Below are 17550 nucleotides of genomic sequence, written 5' to 3' on the forward strand. Positions count from 1 at the left end.
GCATCAACACCGACACCGGACTGATCGACTACGACGAAGTCGAGCGTCTGGCCGTCGAGTGCAAACCGAAAATGATCGTTGCCGGTTTCTCCGCTTACTCAAAGACTCTGGACTTCCCGCGCTTCCGTCAGATCGCCGACAAGGTCGGTGCGCTGCTGTTCGTCGACATGGCTCACGTCGCCGGTCTGGTCGCTGCTGGCCTGTATCCGAACCCGCTGCCGTACGCCGATGTGGTCACCACCACCACGCACAAAACCCTGCGCGGTCCGCGTGGCGGGCTGATCCTGGCCAAGTCCAACGAAGAGATCGAGAAAAAGCTCAACGCCGCCGTTTTTCCCGGTGCCCAGGGCGGTCCGCTGATGCACGTCATCGCCGGTAAAGCGGTGTGCTTCAAGGAAGCACTGGAGCCTGGCTTCAAGGCTTATCAGCAACAAGTGATCGACAACGCCCAGGCGATGGCCAGCGTGTTCATCAAGCGTGGCTACGATGTGGTCTCCGGCGGCACCGACAACCATCTGTTCCTGGTCAGCCTGATCCGTCAGGGCCTGACCGGCAAGGACGCCGACGCCGCGCTGGGCCGTGCCCACATCACCGTGAACAAGAACGCCGTGCCGAACGACCCGCAGTCGCCGTTCGTGACCTCGGGCCTGCGCATCGGCACCCCGGCGGTGACCACGCGCGGCTTCAAGGTCAGCCAGTGCGAAACCCTCGCCGGCTGGATCTGCGACATCCTCGACAACCTCGGCGACGCCGATGTCGAGGCCAATGTCGCCCAGCAGGTCTCGGCCCTGTGCGCAGACTTCCCGGTTTATCGCTGAGTCGGTTTTGGAGTAATGACTATGCAACGCTATTCCGGCTTCGGCCTGTTCAAACACTCGCTCAGCCACCACGAAAACTGGCAGCGCATGTGGCGCACGCCCACCCCGAAAAAAGTCTACGACGTGGTCATCGTCGGCGGCGGCGGGCACGGCCTGGCGACGGCCTACTATCTGGCCAAGGAGCACGGCATCACCAATGTCGCCGTGGTCGAGAAGGGATGGCTGGGCGGCGGTAACACCGCGCGCAACACCACCATCGTGCGCTCCAACTACCTGTGGGACGAGTCGGCGCACCTCTACGAACACGCGATGAAATTGTGGGAAGGCCTGTCGCAGGATCTCAACTACAACGTGATGTTCTCCCAGCGCGGCGTCTACAACCTGTGCCACACCCTGCAGGACATCCGTGATTCGGAGCGTCGGGTCAGCGCCAACCGCCTCAACGGCGTCGACGGCGAACTGCTCGACGCTAAGCAGGTTGCGGACGAAATTCCGTACCTGGACTGCTCGAAAAACACCCGCTACCCGATCATGGGCGCGACCGTGCAGCGTCGCGGCGGCGTCGCCCGACACGATGCCGTGGCCTGGGGCTTCGCGCGTGCCGCCGATGCCTTGGGCGTGGACCTGATCCAGCAGACCGAAGTGATCGGCTTCCGCAAGGAAAACGGCGTGTGCATCGGCGTCGAAACCAACAAGGGTTTCATCGGCGCCAAGCGCGTCGGCGTGGTGACGGCCGGTAACTCCGGGCACATGGCCAAGCTTGCCGGTTTCCGCCTGCCGATCGAATCCCACCCGCTGCAAGCGCTGGTGTCCGAGCCGATCAAGCCGATTATCGACAGCGTGATCATGTCCAACGCCGTACACGGTTACATCAGCCAGTCCGACAAGGGCGACCTGGTGATCGGCGCCGGTATCGACGGCTACAACGGCTACGGCCAGCGTGGTTCGTACCCGGTAATCGAACACACCATTCAGGCCATCGTCGAGATGTTCCCGGTGTTGTCCCGCGTACGCATGAACCGCCAGTGGGGCGGCATCGTCGACACCACCCCGGACGCCTGCCCGATCATTTCCAAGACGCCGGTACCGAACATGTTCTTCAACTGCGGTTGGGGCACCGGCGGCTTCAAGGCCACACCGGGTTCGGGCAACGTGTTTGCCGCGAGTCTGGCCAAGGGTGAAATGCACCCGCTGGCCGCACCGTTTTCCATCGACCGTTTCCACAACGGCGCGCTCATCGACGAACACGGCGCTGCTGCCGTCGCCCACTAACAGGAGAAATCCCTATGTTGCACATCTTCTGTCCTCACTGCGGCGAACTGCGCTCCGAAGAGGAATTCCATGCGTCCGGTCAGGCGCACATCCCGCGTCCGCTGGATCCGAACGCCTGCACCGATGAAGAGTGGGGCGACTACATGTTCTTTCGCGATAACCCGCGCGGTCTGCACCACGAACTGTGGGACCACGTTGCCGGTTGCCGCCAGTACTTCAACGTCACTCGCGATACCGTGACCTACGAGATTCTCGAGAGCTACAAGATCGGCGAGAAGCCGCAATTCACCGACAAGGCTGGCACTGCGAAAACAGCCGCGACGGCGCTGGGAGAGAAGGTATGAGCCAGACCAATCGCCTGTCCAACGGTGGACGGATCGACCGCAACAAAGTGCTGAGCTTCACCTTCAACGGCCAGACCTACAAAGGCTACGAAGGCGACTCGCTGGCCGCTGCACTGATCGCCAACGGCGTCGACATCATCGGCCGCAGCTTCAAGTATTCGCGCCCTCGCGGCATCTTCGCCGCCGGTTCCGAAGAGCCGAACGCCGTGCTGCAGATCGGTGCCACCGAAGCCACGCAGATTCCCAACGTGCGCGCCACGCAACAGGCGTTGTATCAGGGCCTGGTCGCCACCAGCACCAATGGCTGGCCGAGCGTCAACAACGACATGATGGGGATTCTCGGCAAGGTCGGCGGCAAGCTGATGCCGCCGGGTTTCTACTACAAAACCTTCATGTACCCGCAATCGTTCTGGATGACTTACGAGAAGTACATCCGCAAGGCTGCCGGCCTCGGCCGTTCGCCGACCGAGAACGATCCGGACACCTACGACTACATGAACCAGCACTGCGACGTGCTGATCGTCGGTGCCGGCCCGGCCGGTCTCGCCGCAGCCCTGGCCGCTGCGCGCAGCGGTGCCCGCGTGATTCTGGCCGATGAGCAGGAAGAGTTCGGCGGCAGCCTGCTCGACTCGCGCGAAAGCCTCGACGGCAAACCGGCGATGGAATGGGTCGCCAGTGTCATCGCTGAATTGAAGAACACTCCGGACGTGCTGCTGTTGCCGCGCGCCACGGTCAACGGTTACCACGACCACAACTTCCTGACCATTCACGAACGCCTCACCGATCACCTTGGTGACCGCGCGCCAATCGGTCAGGTGCGGCAGCGCATCCACCGTGTCCGCGCCAAGCGCGTGGTGCTGGCGACCGGCGCCCACGAGCGTCCGCTGGTGTACGGCAACAACGACGTGCCGGGCAACATGCTCGCTGGCGCGGTGTCGACTTACGTGCGTCGTTATGGCGTAGCGCCGGGCAAAAAACTGGTGCTGTCGACCAACAACGATCACGCCTATCGCGTCGCTCTGGATTGGCTCGATGCCAGTCTGCCAGTCGTCGCCATCGCCGACGCGCGCAGCAATCCGCGCGGTGCATTGGTCGAAGAAGCGCGCGCCAAAGGCATTCGCATCCTCACCGGCAGCGCCGTCATCGAAGTGCGTGGCAGCAAGCGTGTGACCGCTGCCCGCGTCGCCGCGATTGACGTAAAGGCCCACGCCGTGACCAGTCCGGGCGAATGGCTCGACTGCGACCTGGTGGCCAGCTCCGGTGGTTACAGCCCGGTGGTTCACTTGGCTTCGCACCTCGGTGGCAAACCGGTCTGGCGCGAAGACATTCTCGGTTTCGTACCGGGCGAAGCACCGCAGAAGCGCGTGTGCGTCGGTGGCATCAATGGCGTCTACGCGCTGGGCGATTCGCTGGCCGACGGTTTCGAAGGTGGCGTGCGCGCTGCCGCTGAAGCCGGTTTCCAGACCGTCGAAGGCGTGTTGCCGAAAGCCCTGAGCCGTCTCGAAGAGCCGACCCTGGCGCTGTTCCAAGTGCCGCACGAGAAGAACTCGGCGCGTGCACCGAAGCAATTCGTCGACTTCCAGAACGACGTCACCGCCGGTGGTATCGAATTGGCGACCCGTGAAGGTTTCGAGTCGGTCGAGCACGTCAAACGCTACACCGCGCTGGGCTTCGGCACCGATCAGGGCAAGCTCGGCAACGTCAACGGTCTGGCCATTGCCGCCCGTTCGCTGAACGTGACCATCCCGCAGATGGGCACCACCATGTTCCGTCCGAACTACACGCCGGTGACCTTCGGCGCCGTGGCCGGTCGACACTGCGGGCACATCTTCGAACCGGTGCGCTACACCGCGCTGCATGCCTGGCATGTGAAGAACGGCGCCGAGTTTGAAGACGTCGGTCAGTGGAAGCGTCCCTGGTACTTCCCGAAAAACGGTGAAGACCTGCACGCGGCGGTCAAGCGCGAATGCAAAGCCGTGCGCGACAGCGTTGGCCTGCTCGATGCTTCGACCCTCGGCAAGATCGACATTCAAGGCCCGGATGCCCGCGAGTTTCTCAACCGCGTGTACACCAACGCCTGGACCAAGCTCGACGTGGGCAAGGCTCGCTACGGTTTGATGTGCAAGGAAGACGGCATGGTCTTCGACGACGGTGTGACGGCTTGCCTGGCCGACAACCATTTCGTCATGACCACCACCACCGGCGGCGCGGCTCGCGTGCTGCAATGGCTGGAGCTGTACCACCAGACCGAATGGCCGGATATGAAGGTGTACTTCACTTCGGTCACCGACCACTGGGCGACCATGACCCTGTCCGGGCCGAACAGCCGCAAGCTGCTCAGCGCCGTGACCGACATTGATCTGAGCAACGAAGCGTTCCCGTTCATGACCTGGAAAGAAGGTCTGGTTGGCGATGTGCCGGCGCGGGTGTTCCGTATCTCGTTCACTGGTGAGCTGTCGTACGAAGTCAACGTGCAGGCCGATTATGCGATGGGCGTGCTGGAGAAGATCGTCGAGGCCGGCAAGCAGTACAACCTGACGCCGTACGGCACGGAAACCATGCACGTGCTGCGGGCCGAGAAGGGTTTCATCATTGTCGGTCAGGACACTGACGGCTCGATGACCCCCGACGACCTGAACATGGGCTGGTGTGTCGGTCGCACCAAACCGTTCTCGTGGATCGGCCAGCGCGGCATGAACCGGGAAGATTGCGTGAAAGACCAGCGCAAACAACTGGTGGGCCTCAAGCCGATCGATCCGACCAAATGGCTGCCGGAAGGTGCGCAGCTGGTGTTCAACACCAAGCAGGCGATCCCGATGACCATGGTCGGCCACGTGACCTCCAGTTACGCGCACAACTCCCTCGGTTATTCATTTGCCATGGGTGTGGTCAAGGGCGGTCTCAAGCGCATGGGCGAGCGGGTGTTCGCACCGCTGGCCGATGGCAGCGTGATCGAGGCGGAAATCGTTTCTTCGGTGTTCTTCGATCCGAAGGGTGATCGGCAGAACATCTGACACTGATCGTTCCCACGCTCCGCGTGGGAATGCATCCCGGGACGCTCCGCGTCCCAAGAGCGGACGCAGAGCGTCCATGGCGGCATTCCCACGCAGAGCGTGGGAACGATCAAATCAAACAACAGGTGCTTTATGACCACAGCCAATGTTTACCAACAACGCCCGACCACTGGCGCCAAGGCCGAGTCGTCGCTGCACCATGCCGACCTCGCCAGCCTGGTCGGCAAGGGCCGCAAGAACGCCGGCGTGATCGTGCGGGAAAAGAAACTCCTCGGCCACCTGACCATTCGTGGTGATGGTCACGATGCCGCGTTCGCTGCCGGTGTGCACAAGGCGCTTGGCATTGAATTGCCCGGTGCGCTGAGCGTAATCGTCAAAGGCGAAACCAGCCTGCAATGGATGGGCCCGGACGAGTGGCTGCTGATCGTGCCAAGCGGTGAGGAATTCGCCGCCGAGCAGAAACTGCGCGAAGCGCTGGGCGATCTGCACATTGCTATCGTGAACGTCAGCGGCGGCCAGCAGATTCTCGAATTAAGCGGCCCGAACGTGCGTCAGGTGCTGATGAAGTCGACCAGCTACGACGTGCACCCGAACAGCTTCCCGGTCGGCAAAGCGGTGGGCACGGTGTTCGCCAAGTCGCAGTTGATGATCCGTCATACGGCGGAAGACACCTGGGAATTGCTGATCCGTCGCAGCTTCTCGGATTACTGGTGGTTGTGGTTGCAGGATGCTTCGGCCGAGTACGGGCTGAGCGTTCAGGCCTGAAGATCAAAAGCCACCCCCTCACCCCAGCCCTCTCCCCCTGAGGGGGAGAGGGGGAAAGGGAGCAGATTTGTGTGTTTTTCGAGCCTGAGTTCGACGCGCTATTTCAGGTCGGCGTAGCTCGAAAGAACACCTCGGTCAGTCCCCTCTCCCTCTGGGAGAGGGCTAGGGTGAGGGAAAAACCTGACACCCCGCACAACGAACAGGAGTCACCGCACCATGAGCCGCGCCCCAGACACATGGATTCTGACCGCCGACTGCCCCAGCGTCCTCGGCACGGTGGACGCGGTCACGCGTTTTCTGTTCGAGCAGGGCTGTTACGTCACCGAGCACCACTCGTTCGATGACCGCCTCTCCGGGCGTTTTTTTATTCGCGTGGAATTCCGTCAGCCCGACGGCTTCGACGAACAATCCTTCCGCGCCGGGCTGGCCGAGCGCGGGCAGGCGTTCGGCATGCTCTTCGAACTGACCGCGCCGAACTACCGGCCGAAAGTGGTGATCATGGTCTCCAAGGCCGATCACTGCCTCAACGACTTGCTCTACCGCCAGCGCATCGGCCAGTTGTCGATGGACGTGGCGGCGGTGGTGTCCAACCATGCGGATCTCAAGCCGTTGGCCGACTGGCACCAGATTCCCTACTACCATTTCCCTCTCGACCCCAACGACAAACCGGCGCAGGAGCGTCAGGTCTGGCAGGTGATCGAAGAGGCCGGTGCCGAACTGGTGATCCTCGCCCGCTACATGCAGGTGCTATCGCCGGAGCTGTGCCGCAAGCTCGACGGCAAGGCGATCAACATTCATCACTCGCTGTTGCCGGGCTTCAAGGGCGCCAAGCCTTATCACCAGGCTTACAACAAGGGCGTGAAACTGGTGGGCGCGACGGCGCATTACATCAACAACGACCTCGATGAAGGGCCGATCATTGCCCAGGGCGTCGAGGCGGTGGATCACAGTCATTACCCCGAGGATCTGATTGCCAAAGGGCGGGATATCGAAGGCCTGACCTTGGCGCGGGCGGTTGGGTATCACATCGAAAGACGAGTTTTTTTGAACGCCAACAGAACCGTCGTTCTCTAGATCGCTTTCGCGAGCAGGCTCGCTCCCACAGGGTATGCATTCCAATGTGGGATCGAGCCTGCTCGCGAAGGGGCCGTAACAAACAACGCAAGACCAACAAGCAATACCCGAGCACTCAACGCGCTGCCCAACCGGGGCAACGCAGTTCCATAAAAACAACAGCGAGGTGAAAGCATGTCTGGCAATCGTGGTGTGGTGTATCTCGGCGCTGGCAAGGTCGAAGTACAGAAAATCGACTACCCGAAAATGCAGGACCCGCGCGGTCGCAAGATCGAGCATGGGGTCATTCTCAAAGTGGTTTCCACCAACATCTGCGGCTCCGACCAGCATATGGTGCGCGGCCGGACCACGGCGCAGACCGGTCTGGTGCTGGGCCATGAGATCACCGGCGAGGTGATCGAAAAGGGCTCCGACGTCGAAAACCTGAAGATCGGCGATTTGGTCTCCGTTCCGTTCAACGTGGCTTGCGGGCGCTGCCGTTCCTGCAAAGAGCAACACACCGGCGTCTGCCTGACCGTCAACCCGGCCCGTGCCGGCGGCGCATACGGTTACGTCGACATGGGCGACTGGACCGGTGGCCAGGCCGAATACGTGCTGGTGCCGTACGCCGACTTCAACCTGCTGAAACTGCCGGATCGCGACAAGGCCATGGAGAAAATCCGCGACCTTACCTGCCTCTCCGACATCCTCCCGACCGGCTATCACGGCGCGGTTACTGCCGGTGTTGGCCCGGGCAGCTCTGTGTACATCGCCGGCGCCGGTCCGGTCGGCCTGGCCGCTGCCGCTTCCGCACGTTTGCTCGGTGCTGCGGTGGTGATTGTCGGCGACGTCAACACCATCCGCCTGGCCCACGCCAAGGCCCAGGGCTTTGAGGTCGTCGACCTGTCCAAAGACACCCCGCTGCACGAACAGATCGCCGCGCTGCTGGGCGAGCCGGAAGTCGATTGCGCGGTGGACTGCGTTGGCTTTGAAGCACGCGGCCACGGCCACGACGGCGTCAAGGCCGAAGCCCCGGCCACGGTGCTCAACTCACTGATGGGCGTGGTGCGCGTTGCCGGCAAGATCGGTATCCCCGGCCTGTACGTCACCGAAGATCCGGGCGCCGTCGACGCTGCCGCGAAAATGGGCAGCCTGAGCATCCGCTTCGGCCTGGGCTGGGCCAAATCCCACAGCTTCCACACCGGCCAGACTCCAGTGATGAAGTACAACCGCCAGTTGATGCAGGCGATCATGTGGGACCGCATCAACATTGCCGAAGTGGTCGGCGTGCAAGTGATCAGCCTCGATCAGGCGCCGGAAGGTTACGGCGAGTTCGATGCGGGTGTGCCGAAGAAGTTTGTGATTGATCCGCATAAGTTGTTCAGTGCGGCGTAAGTTCTACCCATGTAAGAAGGGCAGCCGATCGGGCTGCCCTTTTTTGTTCTGAACACGACCAGTTATTTAAAGGCGCATTTGCGGGCGTCACCATCCTTGGTTGCACACTCATCACCGTTCCAATTGCTACCGGTGGCTTGAACCGGAGTGTCGTTTCTGTAGCCAGCCGAGACGCCAAGGTCTGCCTCACCTTCGTATCGGCAGATGACAACTGAATTAGCAGTGTCTTTATCTTTAAGTCGGGCAGAAGTGAAGGTTACATCTTCGGCGCCTTGCGCATGAGTCACTGATATCGTTGGGCAGGTTGCAGCATAGGCAGTACTCATCATGGTCAGACCAAGCAGGGCGCCAGTGACAATTTTAAACTTCATCTTTTCGTACTCCGTTACGTAATTGGAGTGGAGATATTCACTTGCATCGTTATGACTGCCAACTGTCAGATCTGACAGTTGGTTAGTTCCAATCGAAATAAATAGTCGGGTTTTCAGTGTGAAGTCGAATAGTGAAGTGGCTATTCAACGATTGAACAATTCATTTAGGTGAGTGCGTAGAGAAGGGGATGCGCCGCGAGGAACATGCCGCCCAATACCCGGTCAAACCGGCAGTTTCGTCGCCGTTGTCCGGTGGCAGCTTTTTCCCAAGAGGATGTCTGAATGAAGATTTCACGCGGTTTTGCCTTGGCATCGCTCCTGACTCTGGCCGCCGGGCCGGTGTTTGCCGGTTTCAGTCTGAACGACGTGGCCGGTGCGGTAGCGGGGATGCAAGGTGGTGACAAGGCGGCCGCTGCAGCGCCGACTTCGGAGACCGCTGGTTTGTTGAGTGCTTTGAGTGCGCTGGACGTCACGCCGGAGCAGGCCGTTGGCGGTACCAGTGCGATGCTCGGGCTGGCGAAGAATCAGCTGAGCAGCACCGACTATTCGCAACTGGCCAAGGAAGTGCCGGGCATCGACAAACTGTCCGGTGGCAGCGGCAATCTGGCGGCGCTCGGGGCTTTGCTCGGTTCGTCCGGCAAGTCCGCAGGTCTTGAAAATGCGCTGGGCAATGTCAAAGACACTAACGACCTGAACAACGCGTTCAGCGCGCTGGGCATGGACAGCGGCATGATCGGCCAGTTTGCCCCGGTGTTGCTGCAATATCTCGGTCAGCAGGGCGTCGGCGGTTCGCTGTTGAGCAGCCTCGGCAGCATCTGGGGCACCGGCACCGGCACTTGAGTCAGCCGCGCTCGTTGCGCAGCTCGACGATGCGCTGATCCTTCTCGGTCCAGAGCTGGTTGACCCAGTTCTGGACGTGTTGGCGAAAGGCCGGATCCTTCTCGTAATCGCCCTGCCACAGCGTCGGGTCGAGTTCGCGGGTCCTGATGTCGATGATCACTCGCGGCACGTTGCCGCTGATCAGGTCCCAGAAGCCCGGGATTTTTTCCTGCGGATACACCACCGTCACATCGAGCATCGCGTCGAGCTGTTCGCCCATCGCCGCCAGCACGAACGCCACGCCGCCGGCCTTGGGTTTGAGCAGGTGGCTGAACGGTGATTCCTGCTGGGTGCTTTTAGCCAGGGTGTAGCGCGTGCCTTCCAGATAATTCACCACCGTCACCGGCTGGCGCTTGAACAGCTCGCACGCCGCTTTGGTGATTTCCAGATCCTTGCCTGCCAGCTCGGGGTTCTTTGCCAGAAAGGCTTTGGTGTAGCGCTTCATGAACGGGTAATCCAGCGCCCACCACGCCAAGCCGAGGAACGGCACCCAGATCAGCTCTTTCTTCAGAAAGAACTTGAAGAACGGCGTGCGCCGGTTGAGGGTCTGGATCAGTGCTGGAATGTCGACCCACGATTGATGGTTGCTGACCACCAGATAGGACGTGTCGCGGCGCAGATCGTCGCCGCCGCGAATGTCCCATTGCGTCGGGATGCACAGCCGGAAGATCAGCTTGTCGATTTCGGCCCAGGTCTCGGCGATCCACATCACCGCCCCCGATGCGTAATCCCGCCAGCGCCCGGGTGCGACCAGTTTGAGCAGGGCAAACACCATCAATGGCCCGATCAGGATCAGGGTGTTGAGCAACAGCAGCAGGGTGACGAAACAGCCGGTGAGCAGGCGGCGCATAAGCAACTCTATGAAGTGGCAGGGGCGAGCCATGATAAGCAGCTTCGCGCGACAGGCCAAATCGGCGCTGACGAATGTTTCACTTTTTGCCGGGTATGCTTCGCTCAAGATTGGATCTGAATGCACTGGCCTCTTCGCGAGCAGGCTCGCTCCCACAGGGGAATGCATTTCAAATGTGGGAGCGAGCCTGCTCGCGAAGAGGACCGAAGCGAACGAATAACTCGGCGCGTGTCTAAAACTCCAGTCCGCCGCCCTCAATTTCCAAGGAAGCCCCTTACGTGAAATCCCTCCTTGCTCTGTTTGCTCTCGTCGCGCTTCCGGTCATGGCCGCCGAGCCGACGCTGTACGGTCGCTACGAATACATCGCGCTGCCGGAAATCGGTGGCGAAGTGCTCAAGGCCAAGATGGACACCGGCGCGCTGACCGCCTCGCTGTCGGCCAAGGACATCGAGACCTTCACCCGTGATGGCGACGACTGGGTGCGTTTTCGCCTCGCCACCAAGGACGCCAGCAACAAGGTTTTCGAGCACAAGGTCGCGCGGATCAGCAAGATCAAAAGCCGTTCCGACGAGGACGATGAAGAGCGCGACAGCAGCGATGTCGCCAAGCGTCCGGTGGTCGATCTGGAACTGTGCCTGGGCAACGTCAAGCGCACCGTCGAGGTCAACCTGACCGACCGCAGCCACTTCAACTATCCGCTCCTGATCGGCGCCAAGGCCTTGCGCGAGTTCGGCGCGGCGGTAAACCCGGCGCGGCGTTACACCGCCGACAAGCCTGACTGCTAAGTGGTCTGATTGACGTAACCCCGGGCTTGGGGCACCGTTCGCGCACTAACTGCCACGGGCTCGGACGCCATGCCGCACATCCTGATTGTCGAAGACGAAGCGGCAATAGCCGACACACTGATTTTTGCCTTGCAGGGCGAGGGGTTCAGCACCACGTGGCTGAACCTCGGCGCGGCGGCGCTGGAGCATCAGCGGCAGACGCCGGCCGACCTGATCATTCTCGATATCGGTTTGCCGGACATCAGCGGCTTCGAGACTTGCAAGCAACTGCGGCGCTTCACGGAAGTGCCGGTGCTGTTTCTCAGCGCCCGCGACGCCGAGATCGACCGCGTGGTGGGCCTGGAGATCGGTGCCGACGATTACGTGGTCAAGCCGTTCAGCCCCCGTGAAGTGGCGGCGCGGGTCAAAGCCATCCTCAAACGCATGGCGCCGCGCGCAACCCTGGAAGCAGGCTCAACGCCGTTTCGCATCGATGCCGAACGCGTACAGATCAGCTATCGCGGCCAGCCGCTGAGCCTGACCCGCCACGAATTCCGCTTGTTGCAATGCCTGCTCGAACAACCTGAGCGGGTGTTCAGCCGCGAGCAATTGCTTGATGCGCTGGGCGTTGCCGCTGATGCCGGTTACGAGCGCAGCATCGACAGTCACATCAAAAGCCTGCGCGCCAAGTTGCGCCTGGTGCGCGCCGAGGCCGAGCCGATCCAGACCCATCGCGGCCTCGGTTACAGCTACAGCCCGGGGCACAGCTGATGTCGCTGGGGCTGCGGATTTTTCTGGTGTACGTGCTGTTTGTCGGCCTGACCGGCTATTTCGTCCTCAACACGGTCATGGAAGAAATCCGCCCCGGCGTGCGTCAGTCCACCGAAGAGACGCTGGTGGACACCGCCAACCTGATGGCAGAAATCCTGCGCGACGATTTCAAGGCCGGCACCCTCAGCGAGAACCGCTGGCCGCAATTGCTCCGCGCCTATGGCGAGCGCCAACCGCAAGCGACCATCTGGGGCTTGCCGAAAAATCAGGTCAACCACCGCATCTACGTCACCGACGCCAAGGGCATCGTCGTGCTCGACTCCAGCGGCGTCGCGGTCGGCCAGGATTATTCGCGCTGGAACGACGTCTACCTGACCCTGCGTGGCGAGTACGGCGCGCGCTCCAGCCGCAGTGTTCCTGACGATCCGAGCTCGTCGGTGATGCACGTCGGTGCGCCGATCCGCGACAACGGCAGGATCATCGGCGTGGTCACCGTGGCCAAGCCCAACAGTTCGTTGCAACCCTACGTCGATCGCACCGAGCGGCGTTTGCTGTTTTACGGCGCCGGACTGATCGGCCTCGGTCTGCTGTTCGGCGCCTTGCTCTCATGGTGGCTCAGCCGCGCGCTGCACCGTTTGACCGGTTATGCCCAAGCGGTCAGCGAAGGCCGGCGCGTGGAAGTGCCGCATTATCGCGGCGGCGAACTGGAGCAACTGGCGACTGCGGTCGAGCAGATGCGCACGCAGCTCGAAGGCAAGGCCTACGTCGAGCGTTATGTGCACACCCTGACCCATGAATTGAAAAGTCCGCTGGCGGCGATCCGGGGTGCGGCGGAGTTGCTGCAAAGCGATATGCCACCCGTCCAGCGTTTGCGCTTTGTCAGCAACATCGACAGCGAAAGCGCGCGGATGCAGCAGTTGATCGAGCGCCTGCTCAACCTGGCGCAGGTCGAACAGCGCCAAGGGCTGGAAGAACGGGTGGCAGTGCCGCTGGCGCTGTTGGTCGCAGAACTGCTCAAGGCGCAGGCCGCGCGGATCGAGGGCAAACAACTGCGCGTCGAGCAAGCGATCGGCGAGGATCTGCTGTTGATTGGCGAGCCGTTTCTGCTACGCCAGGCGTTGGGCAATCTGCTTGAGAACGCGCTGGATTTCACCCCGGCGCAGGGCCTGTTGCGCTTGAGCGCCGAGCGGGTTGGCGAGCAGATCGAGTTCCGCCTGTTCAACCAGACCACGCCGATTCCCGATTACGCCTTGCCGCGTCTGACCGAACGCTTCTACTCGTTGCCGCGCCCGGACAGCGGACGCAAGAGCACCGGGCTGGGGCTGAACTTCGTTGAAGAAGTGGTCAAGTTGCATGGCGGGGTGATGCGCATTGGCAATGTCGAGGGCGGGGTTGAGGTGGTATTGCGCTTGCCGTGAGACCCAGTTGCTGCCTTCGCGAGCAGGCTCGCTCCCACAGGAGAATGCATTCTCCACACAATCTCCATATTCCCCCCACACTCCCACCACAGCGCATCCCCAGACTCTTCCCATCCAAACAGGGAGAGTCCCATGAACAAGAATCTGACCATCAAACTCGGCGCGATCGCCTTGTTGATCCTGCTGTTGCTGATACCGCTGTTGATGATCGACGGCATCATCGACGAACGTCAGCAACTGCGCGACGGTGTGCTCGAAGACATCGCGCGCAGCTCCAGTTACAGCCAGCAGCTGACCGGGCCGGTGATGGTAGTGCCGTATCGCAAGGTGGTGCGCACCTGGAAAACCAACGAGAAAACCAACAAGCGCTACGAGGAGATCGGCGAAGCGCGCGGGCGTTTGTACTTTCTGCCGGAGCGCTTCGAGCTCGACGGGCAAGTACAAACCGAACTGCGCAAACGCGGTATTTACGAGGCGCGGCTGTTCCACGCCGACAATCGTATCGACGGGCATTTTTCCCTGCCGGCGCAGTTGGGCATCAAGGAAAATTTTGCCGATTACCAATTCGACGCGCCGTTCCTCGCCGTCGGTATCAGCGATATTCGCGGCATCGAGAACGCGCTGAAACTCGAGCTCGGCGGCCAGCAACTGGACTTCGTGCCAGGCAGCGAAGTGGCCTGGATCGGCGAGGGTGTACACGTCACTCTGCCGGCGCTGGACGCCAGCAAAGCCACGCAATTGACCTTCGGTTTCGACCTGCGTCTGCAAGGCACCGGCTCGCTGCGTGTGGTGCCGGTGGGCAAGACCAGCAGCGTCAGCCTCGCCGCCAATTGGCCGCACCCCAGCTTCGTCGGCAACTTCCTGCCGGCCAAGCGCGAGATCAACGATCAGGGTTTCAGCGCCGACTGGCAGACCTCGTTTTTCTCCACCAACCTGCAAGAGGCAATGGAGCGCTGTGTCGCTGGCGACTGTGATGCACTCAACGGGCGCAGCTTCGGCGTCAGCTTCATCGATCCGGTGGATCAGTACCTGAAGAGCGATCGGGCGATCAAATACGCGCTGCTGTTCATCGTCCTGACATTCGCCGGTTTCTTCCTCTTCGAAGTGCTCAAGAGCCTGGCGGTGCACCCGGTGCAATATGCCCTGGTCGGTGTTGCGCTGGCGTTCTTTTACCTGCTGCTGTTGTCATTGTCGGAACACATCGGGTTTGCGCTGGCGTATCTGTTGTCGGCGAGTGGCTGCGTGTTGCTGATCGGCTTCTATGTCAGCCACGTCCTGCGCAGCGCGCGGCATGGCTTGAGCTTCTCGGCGGGGCTGGCGGCGCTGTATGGCTTGCTGTACGGCTTGCTCAGCGCCGAGGATTACGCGCTGTTGATGGGCTCGCTGATGTTGTTCGGTCTGCTCGGGGTGTTCATGGTGCTGACGCGCAAACTGGACTGGTACGGGATTGGTTTGAAACCGGCCAAGCCGCTGGAGTTTGATGTGGAGGCGATGCAATGAGCGGGTTGAGGGCTGAGCGCAGGGAAGTGGCGGTTCTGCTGACGCTGATTGTTGCAGCGCTGCCGCCAGAACCGAGGTGGTGCCATCGCTGGCAAGCCAGCTCCCACAGGATATATGCCGACACACAGATCAGCGGTCTGTCCCGATTCAATGTGGGAGCTGGCTTGCCAGCGATGGGGGCAGATCAGGCGCCGCAGAATCAGGGCTTGGGCATTGTCGCCACCATGGACGGTCGCTGACTCACTTCAAAATACCAGTTGGCCAGTTGCGGATTGGCTGCACGCCAGTCCATGTCCGGGAAACGCAGATCCAGGTAACCCAGTGCGCAGGCCACGCTGATCGCCGCGACATCGAAGTGGCTGGTCAGCTCGGCAATCGCTTCGCTCTCGAGCACGGCGAGGGCGCGGCGGATCTTGTCGCGCTGGGCGTCGAGCCATTCGTCCCAGTGTTTTTCCACCGGGCGCAGCACAGTTTCATAACGCACCATCACCGAGGCATCCATGATCCCGTCAGCCATCGACGCCAGGGTCAGGCGTCGCCAGCGCGCCGCACCTTCACGGGGGATCAGCGGATTGCCGACGTGCTGCTGATCGAGGTATTCGAGGATGACGCGGCTGTCATGGATGACATTGCCATCGGCCAGACGCAGGGCAGGGATCTTGCTCAGCGGGTTGTCGGCAATCAGCGCCGGGTTCGGGCTGACCGGGCTGAGCACGCAGTCCTGCAGCGCTACACGATCCTGCTGACCGGTTTCGTGCAGCAGCACCATGACCTTGCGGACGAAGGGCGACAGGGTGTTGTGGTACAGGGTCATGCTGGGGGCGGACATGGCAAGGTCTCGATCAGGACAATGATCGGGCAGCATAGCCTGCTCGCGTGCGGCGCAGAACCCATGTGGGAGCGAGCCTGCTCGCGAAGGCGTCGTGACAGTCGACTTTGATGTTGAATGTCTGGGCGCTTTCGCGAGCAGGCTCGCTCCCACAAGGGATTCTCAGCGTCGCGGCAGTAAACCTTTTATCGCCAGAAATGCCGGCACGCCAAGCCCGACCCAGCTCAACGCATCCCAGATTCCATCCCCCAGCAACGCCGCAAACAGCCCCGCCGCACTGAGCAGGGCGATCACGATCGGTGTGCTGAAAACCTTCCAGAAACTCGACTGACGCGGCTTCATGCCGAGGCCTCCGCCGTTTCCAGAACAGGCTTGGCCGCCTTGCGCCGCACCACCCACAAATACACCCCACTGGCCAACACGATGATCGTCAGCACATTCAGCGTCGCCCAGAGAATCTTCATCGGCATGCCGCCGTAGTCACCAAAGTGCAGTGGCTGCGACATGCCCATGGCGTCCATGTACCACGGCCGTTCGGCCACGGCGGTGACCTGCAAGGTCGTGGCGTCGATCAGCACCGGCGTCAGCAGGTGCGAGGTCAGGTGCGTGCCGCCCTTCATGAATACCGAGTAATGGTGCTCGCTGGAAAAGCGTGTGCCGGGGAAGGCGATGAAATCCGGTTTCATCCCCGGTGCGACTTCCTCGGCGATGTCGAGCAGCCGCGTGGCCGGCGCCAGTTGAGTAAGCGGCGGCGCATCGCGATACGGCGCGATCAGCGTGGTCAACGCGTCGTTGCGCCAGGCAGCGATGAGCAGGTCGGCGCAGGCGCTGATCACTCCGGTCACGCCCACCACCAGGCACCAGGTCAAAGTGACGACGCCGATCAGGTTGTGCAGGTCGAGCCAGCGCAGTCTTGTCGATTTGTCTTGGCGCACGGTTCCGAATTTCAAGCGGCGCATGAACGGCAGGTACAGCACCGTGCCGGACACGATCGCCACGACAAACAACAGACCCATGAACGCCAGCAGCAGCTTGCCCGGCAGCCCGGCGAACATGTCGACGTGCAGACGCAGGATGAACAGCATCAAACCACCGTTGGCCGAAGGGGTTTCCAGCGCTTCGCCAGTGCGCGCATCGAGCATGAAGGTGTGCGAAGAGTTCGGCTCGGTGTCGGCCGTCCTGGCCATGATCGCGAACGCCGCGTTCGGCTCTTCGTCGTCATAACCGAAGTACTGCATGACTTCGCCCGGGCGATGCTTCTGCGCCGCCTCGACCAGTTGCTGCAGGTTGAGTTGCGGCGTGTCGGCCGGCATCTCGCGCAGCTCCGGGGCGTTGCCGAGCAAATGATCGATCTCGTGGCTGAAAATCAGCGGCAGACCGGTCAGCGCCAGCATCAGCAGAAATACGGTGCAGATCAGGCTGGTCCAGGTGTGAATGAACGACCAGCGGCGGATGGTTTTACTTTTCATTGCATGACCTTCAAAAACACCGAAGCCGCCCGGTTCGG

At 61.5% G+C, this 17550-nt stretch carries 17 protein-coding genes; 12 read left to right on the forward strand and 5 right to left on the reverse strand.

The features are described 5' to 3' along the window. The 7 genes from glyA to fdhA all read left to right on the forward strand — a co-directional run. A partial coding sequence (glyA, locus tag AB4N48_RS00005) for a serine hydroxymethyltransferase (protein ID WP_460143623.1) occupies nt 1-818 on the forward strand: 818 nt, incomplete at its 5' end. Nucleotides 819-839: 21 nt separating this feature from the next. Continuing rightward, nucleotides 840-2090: a sarcosine oxidase subunit beta gene (locus tag AB4N48_RS00010; protein ID WP_016772829.1), complete on the forward strand. Its 1251-nt coding sequence runs from the start codon at nt 840-842 to the stop codon at nt 2088-2090. A 14-nt stretch (nt 2091-2104) separates the two neighbouring features. After that, a complete protein-coding gene (locus AB4N48_RS00015) occupies nt 2105-2434 on the forward strand; it encodes a sarcosine oxidase subunit delta (protein ID WP_253496574.1) in 330 nt (109 codons plus the stop codon). Beyond that, nucleotides 2431-5448, forward strand: a complete 3018-nt coding sequence (locus AB4N48_RS00020) for a sarcosine oxidase subunit alpha (RefSeq protein WP_056786556.1) — start codon at nt 2431-2433, stop codon at nt 5446-5448. The genes AB4N48_RS00015 and AB4N48_RS00020 overlap by 4 nt, the downstream gene beginning before the upstream one ends. 132 nt (nt 5449-5580) lie before the next feature. Further along, nucleotides 5581-6213, forward strand: coding sequence for a sarcosine oxidase subunit gamma (locus tag AB4N48_RS00025; RefSeq protein WP_323619772.1), 633 nt, complete (start codon nt 5581-5583; stop codon nt 6211-6213). Nucleotides 6214-6429: 216 nt separating this feature from the next. Further along, nucleotides 6430-7287, forward strand: coding sequence for a formyltetrahydrofolate deformylase (purU, locus tag AB4N48_RS00030; protein ID WP_460143624.1), 858 nt, complete (start codon nt 6430-6432; stop codon nt 7285-7287). A gap of 174 nt (nt 7288-7461) precedes the next feature. Further along, entirely contained in the window at nt 7462-8661 is a 1200-nt protein-coding gene (gene fdhA, locus AB4N48_RS00035) for a formaldehyde dehydrogenase, glutathione-independent (protein ID WP_016772834.1), read from the forward strand. 62 nt (nt 8662-8723) lie between these two features. Here fdhA and AB4N48_RS00040 read toward each other — a convergent pair whose 3' ends face one another. Further along, a complete protein-coding gene (locus AB4N48_RS00040; RefSeq protein WP_315435763.1) occupies nt 8724-9032 on the reverse strand; it encodes a hypothetical protein in 309 nt (102 codons plus the stop codon). Nucleotides 9033-9314: 282 nt separating this feature from the next. Here AB4N48_RS00040 and AB4N48_RS00045 point away from each other — a divergent pair, with 282 nt between their 5' ends. Continuing rightward, entirely contained in the window at nt 9315-9872 is a 558-nt protein-coding gene (locus AB4N48_RS00045) for a DUF2780 domain-containing protein (RefSeq protein WP_016772837.1), read from the forward strand. Nucleotide 9873: 1 nt separating this feature from the next. Here the strand turns inward: AB4N48_RS00045 and AB4N48_RS00050 are convergent, their stop codons facing one another. Next, nucleotides 9874-10761, reverse strand: coding sequence for an acyltransferase (locus AB4N48_RS00050; protein ID WP_056786561.1), 888 nt, complete (start codon nt 10759-10761; stop codon nt 9874-9876). Between the two features lie 278 nt (nt 10762-11039). Between AB4N48_RS00050 and rloA2 the strand changes: the two genes are divergently transcribed. The 4 genes from rloA2 (at nt 11040) to creD (ending at nt 15214) form a co-directional block, all read left to right on the forward strand. Then, on the forward strand, nt 11040-11546 hold the full coding sequence (gene rloA2, locus AB4N48_RS00055; RefSeq protein ID WP_041476742.1) for a retropepsin-like aspartic peptidase RloA2: 507 nt from the start codon (nt 11040-11042) through the stop codon (nt 11544-11546). 69 nt (nt 11547-11615) lie between these two features. After that, nucleotides 11616-12296: a two-component system response regulator CreB gene (gene creB, locus AB4N48_RS00060; protein WP_273528258.1), complete on the forward strand. Its 681-nt coding sequence runs from the start codon at nt 11616-11618 to the stop codon at nt 12294-12296. Then, a complete protein-coding gene (gene creC, locus AB4N48_RS00065) occupies nt 12296-13714 on the forward strand; it encodes a two-component system sensor histidine kinase CreC (RefSeq protein WP_460094576.1) in 1419 nt (472 codons plus the stop codon). The genes creB and creC overlap by 1 nt, the downstream gene beginning before the upstream one ends. Before the next feature lie 132 nt (nt 13715-13846). Next, nucleotides 13847-15214: a cell envelope integrity protein CreD gene (gene creD, locus AB4N48_RS00070; protein WP_252884935.1), complete on the forward strand. Its 1368-nt coding sequence runs from the start codon at nt 13847-13849 to the stop codon at nt 15212-15214. Between the two features lie 199 nt (nt 15215-15413). Here the strand turns inward: creD and AB4N48_RS00075 are convergent, their stop codons facing one another. From AB4N48_RS00075 to AB4N48_RS00085, 3 genes are all read right to left on the reverse strand, one after another. Next, nucleotides 15414-16043 carry a glutathione S-transferase gene (locus AB4N48_RS00075; RefSeq protein WP_071173844.1) on the reverse strand — a complete coding sequence of 210 codons (630 nt, stop codon included), beginning with the start codon at nt 16041-16043 and terminating at the stop codon, nt 15414-15416. Nucleotides 16044-16205: 162 nt separating this feature from the next. Beyond that, nucleotides 16206-16385 carry a hypothetical protein gene (locus AB4N48_RS00080; RefSeq protein WP_150636835.1) on the reverse strand — a complete coding sequence of 60 codons (180 nt, stop codon included), beginning with the start codon at nt 16383-16385 and terminating at the stop codon, nt 16206-16208. After that, nucleotides 16382-17512 carry a PepSY-associated TM helix domain-containing protein gene (locus AB4N48_RS00085; protein WP_460094580.1) on the reverse strand — a complete coding sequence of 377 codons (1131 nt, stop codon included), beginning with the start codon at nt 17510-17512 and terminating at the stop codon, nt 16382-16384. Before AB4N48_RS00085 ends, AB4N48_RS00080 begins: the two co-directional genes overlap by 4 nt. Nucleotides 17513-17550 lie beyond the last annotated feature (38 nt).

The sequence above is a fragment of the Pseudomonas sp. S2_C11 genome (assembly GCF_054668395.1).

What these genes read in the sequence shown, in the direction of transcription:
- AB4N48_RS00080 (WP_150636835.1), bottom strand. Translation starts at nt 16,385, where the DNA reads ATGAAGCCGCGTCAGTCGAGTTTCTGGAAGGTTTTCAGCACACCGATC.
- creC (WP_460094576.1), top strand. Translation starts at nt 12,296, where the DNA reads ATGTCGCTGGGGCTGCGGATTTTTCTGGTGTACGTGCTGTTTGTCGGC.
- AB4N48_RS00085 (WP_460094580.1), bottom strand. Translation starts at nt 17,512, where the DNA reads ATGAAAAGTAAAACCATCCGCCGCTGGTCGTTCATTCACACCTGGACC.
- AB4N48_RS00025 (WP_323619772.1), top strand. Translation starts at nt 5,581, where the DNA reads ATGACCACAGCCAATGTTTACCAACAACGCCCGACCACTGGCGCCAAG.
- fdhA (WP_016772834.1), top strand. Translation starts at nt 7,462, where the DNA reads ATGTCTGGCAATCGTGGTGTGGTGTATCTCGGCGCTGGCAAGGTCGAA.
- creD (WP_252884935.1), top strand. Translation starts at nt 13,847, where the DNA reads ATGAACAAGAATCTGACCATCAAACTCGGCGCGATCGCCTTGTTGATC.
- AB4N48_RS00010 (WP_016772829.1), top strand. Translation starts at nt 840, where the DNA reads ATGCAACGCTATTCCGGCTTCGGCCTGTTCAAACACTCGCTCAGCCAC.
- creB (WP_273528258.1), top strand. Translation starts at nt 11,616, where the DNA reads ATGCCGCACATCCTGATTGTCGAAGACGAAGCGGCAATAGCCGACACA.
- AB4N48_RS00075 (WP_071173844.1), bottom strand. Translation starts at nt 16,043, where the DNA reads ATGTCCGCCCCCAGCATGACCCTGTACCACAACACCCTGTCGCCCTTC.
- AB4N48_RS00040 (WP_315435763.1), bottom strand. Translation starts at nt 9,032, where the DNA reads ATGAAGTTTAAAATTGTCACTGGCGCCCTGCTTGGTCTGACCATGATG.
- AB4N48_RS00020 (WP_056786556.1), top strand. Translation starts at nt 2,431, where the DNA reads ATGAGCCAGACCAATCGCCTGTCCAACGGTGGACGGATCGACCGCAAC.
- AB4N48_RS00015 (WP_253496574.1), top strand. Translation starts at nt 2,105, where the DNA reads ATGTTGCACATCTTCTGTCCTCACTGCGGCGAACTGCGCTCCGAAGAG.
- AB4N48_RS00050 (WP_056786561.1), bottom strand. Translation starts at nt 10,761, where the DNA reads ATGCGCCGCCTGCTCACCGGCTGTTTCGTCACCCTGCTGCTGTTGCTC.
- AB4N48_RS00045 (WP_016772837.1), top strand. Translation starts at nt 9,315, where the DNA reads ATGAAGATTTCACGCGGTTTTGCCTTGGCATCGCTCCTGACTCTGGCC.
- purU (WP_460143624.1), top strand. Translation starts at nt 6,430, where the DNA reads ATGAGCCGCGCCCCAGACACATGGATTCTGACCGCCGACTGCCCCAGC.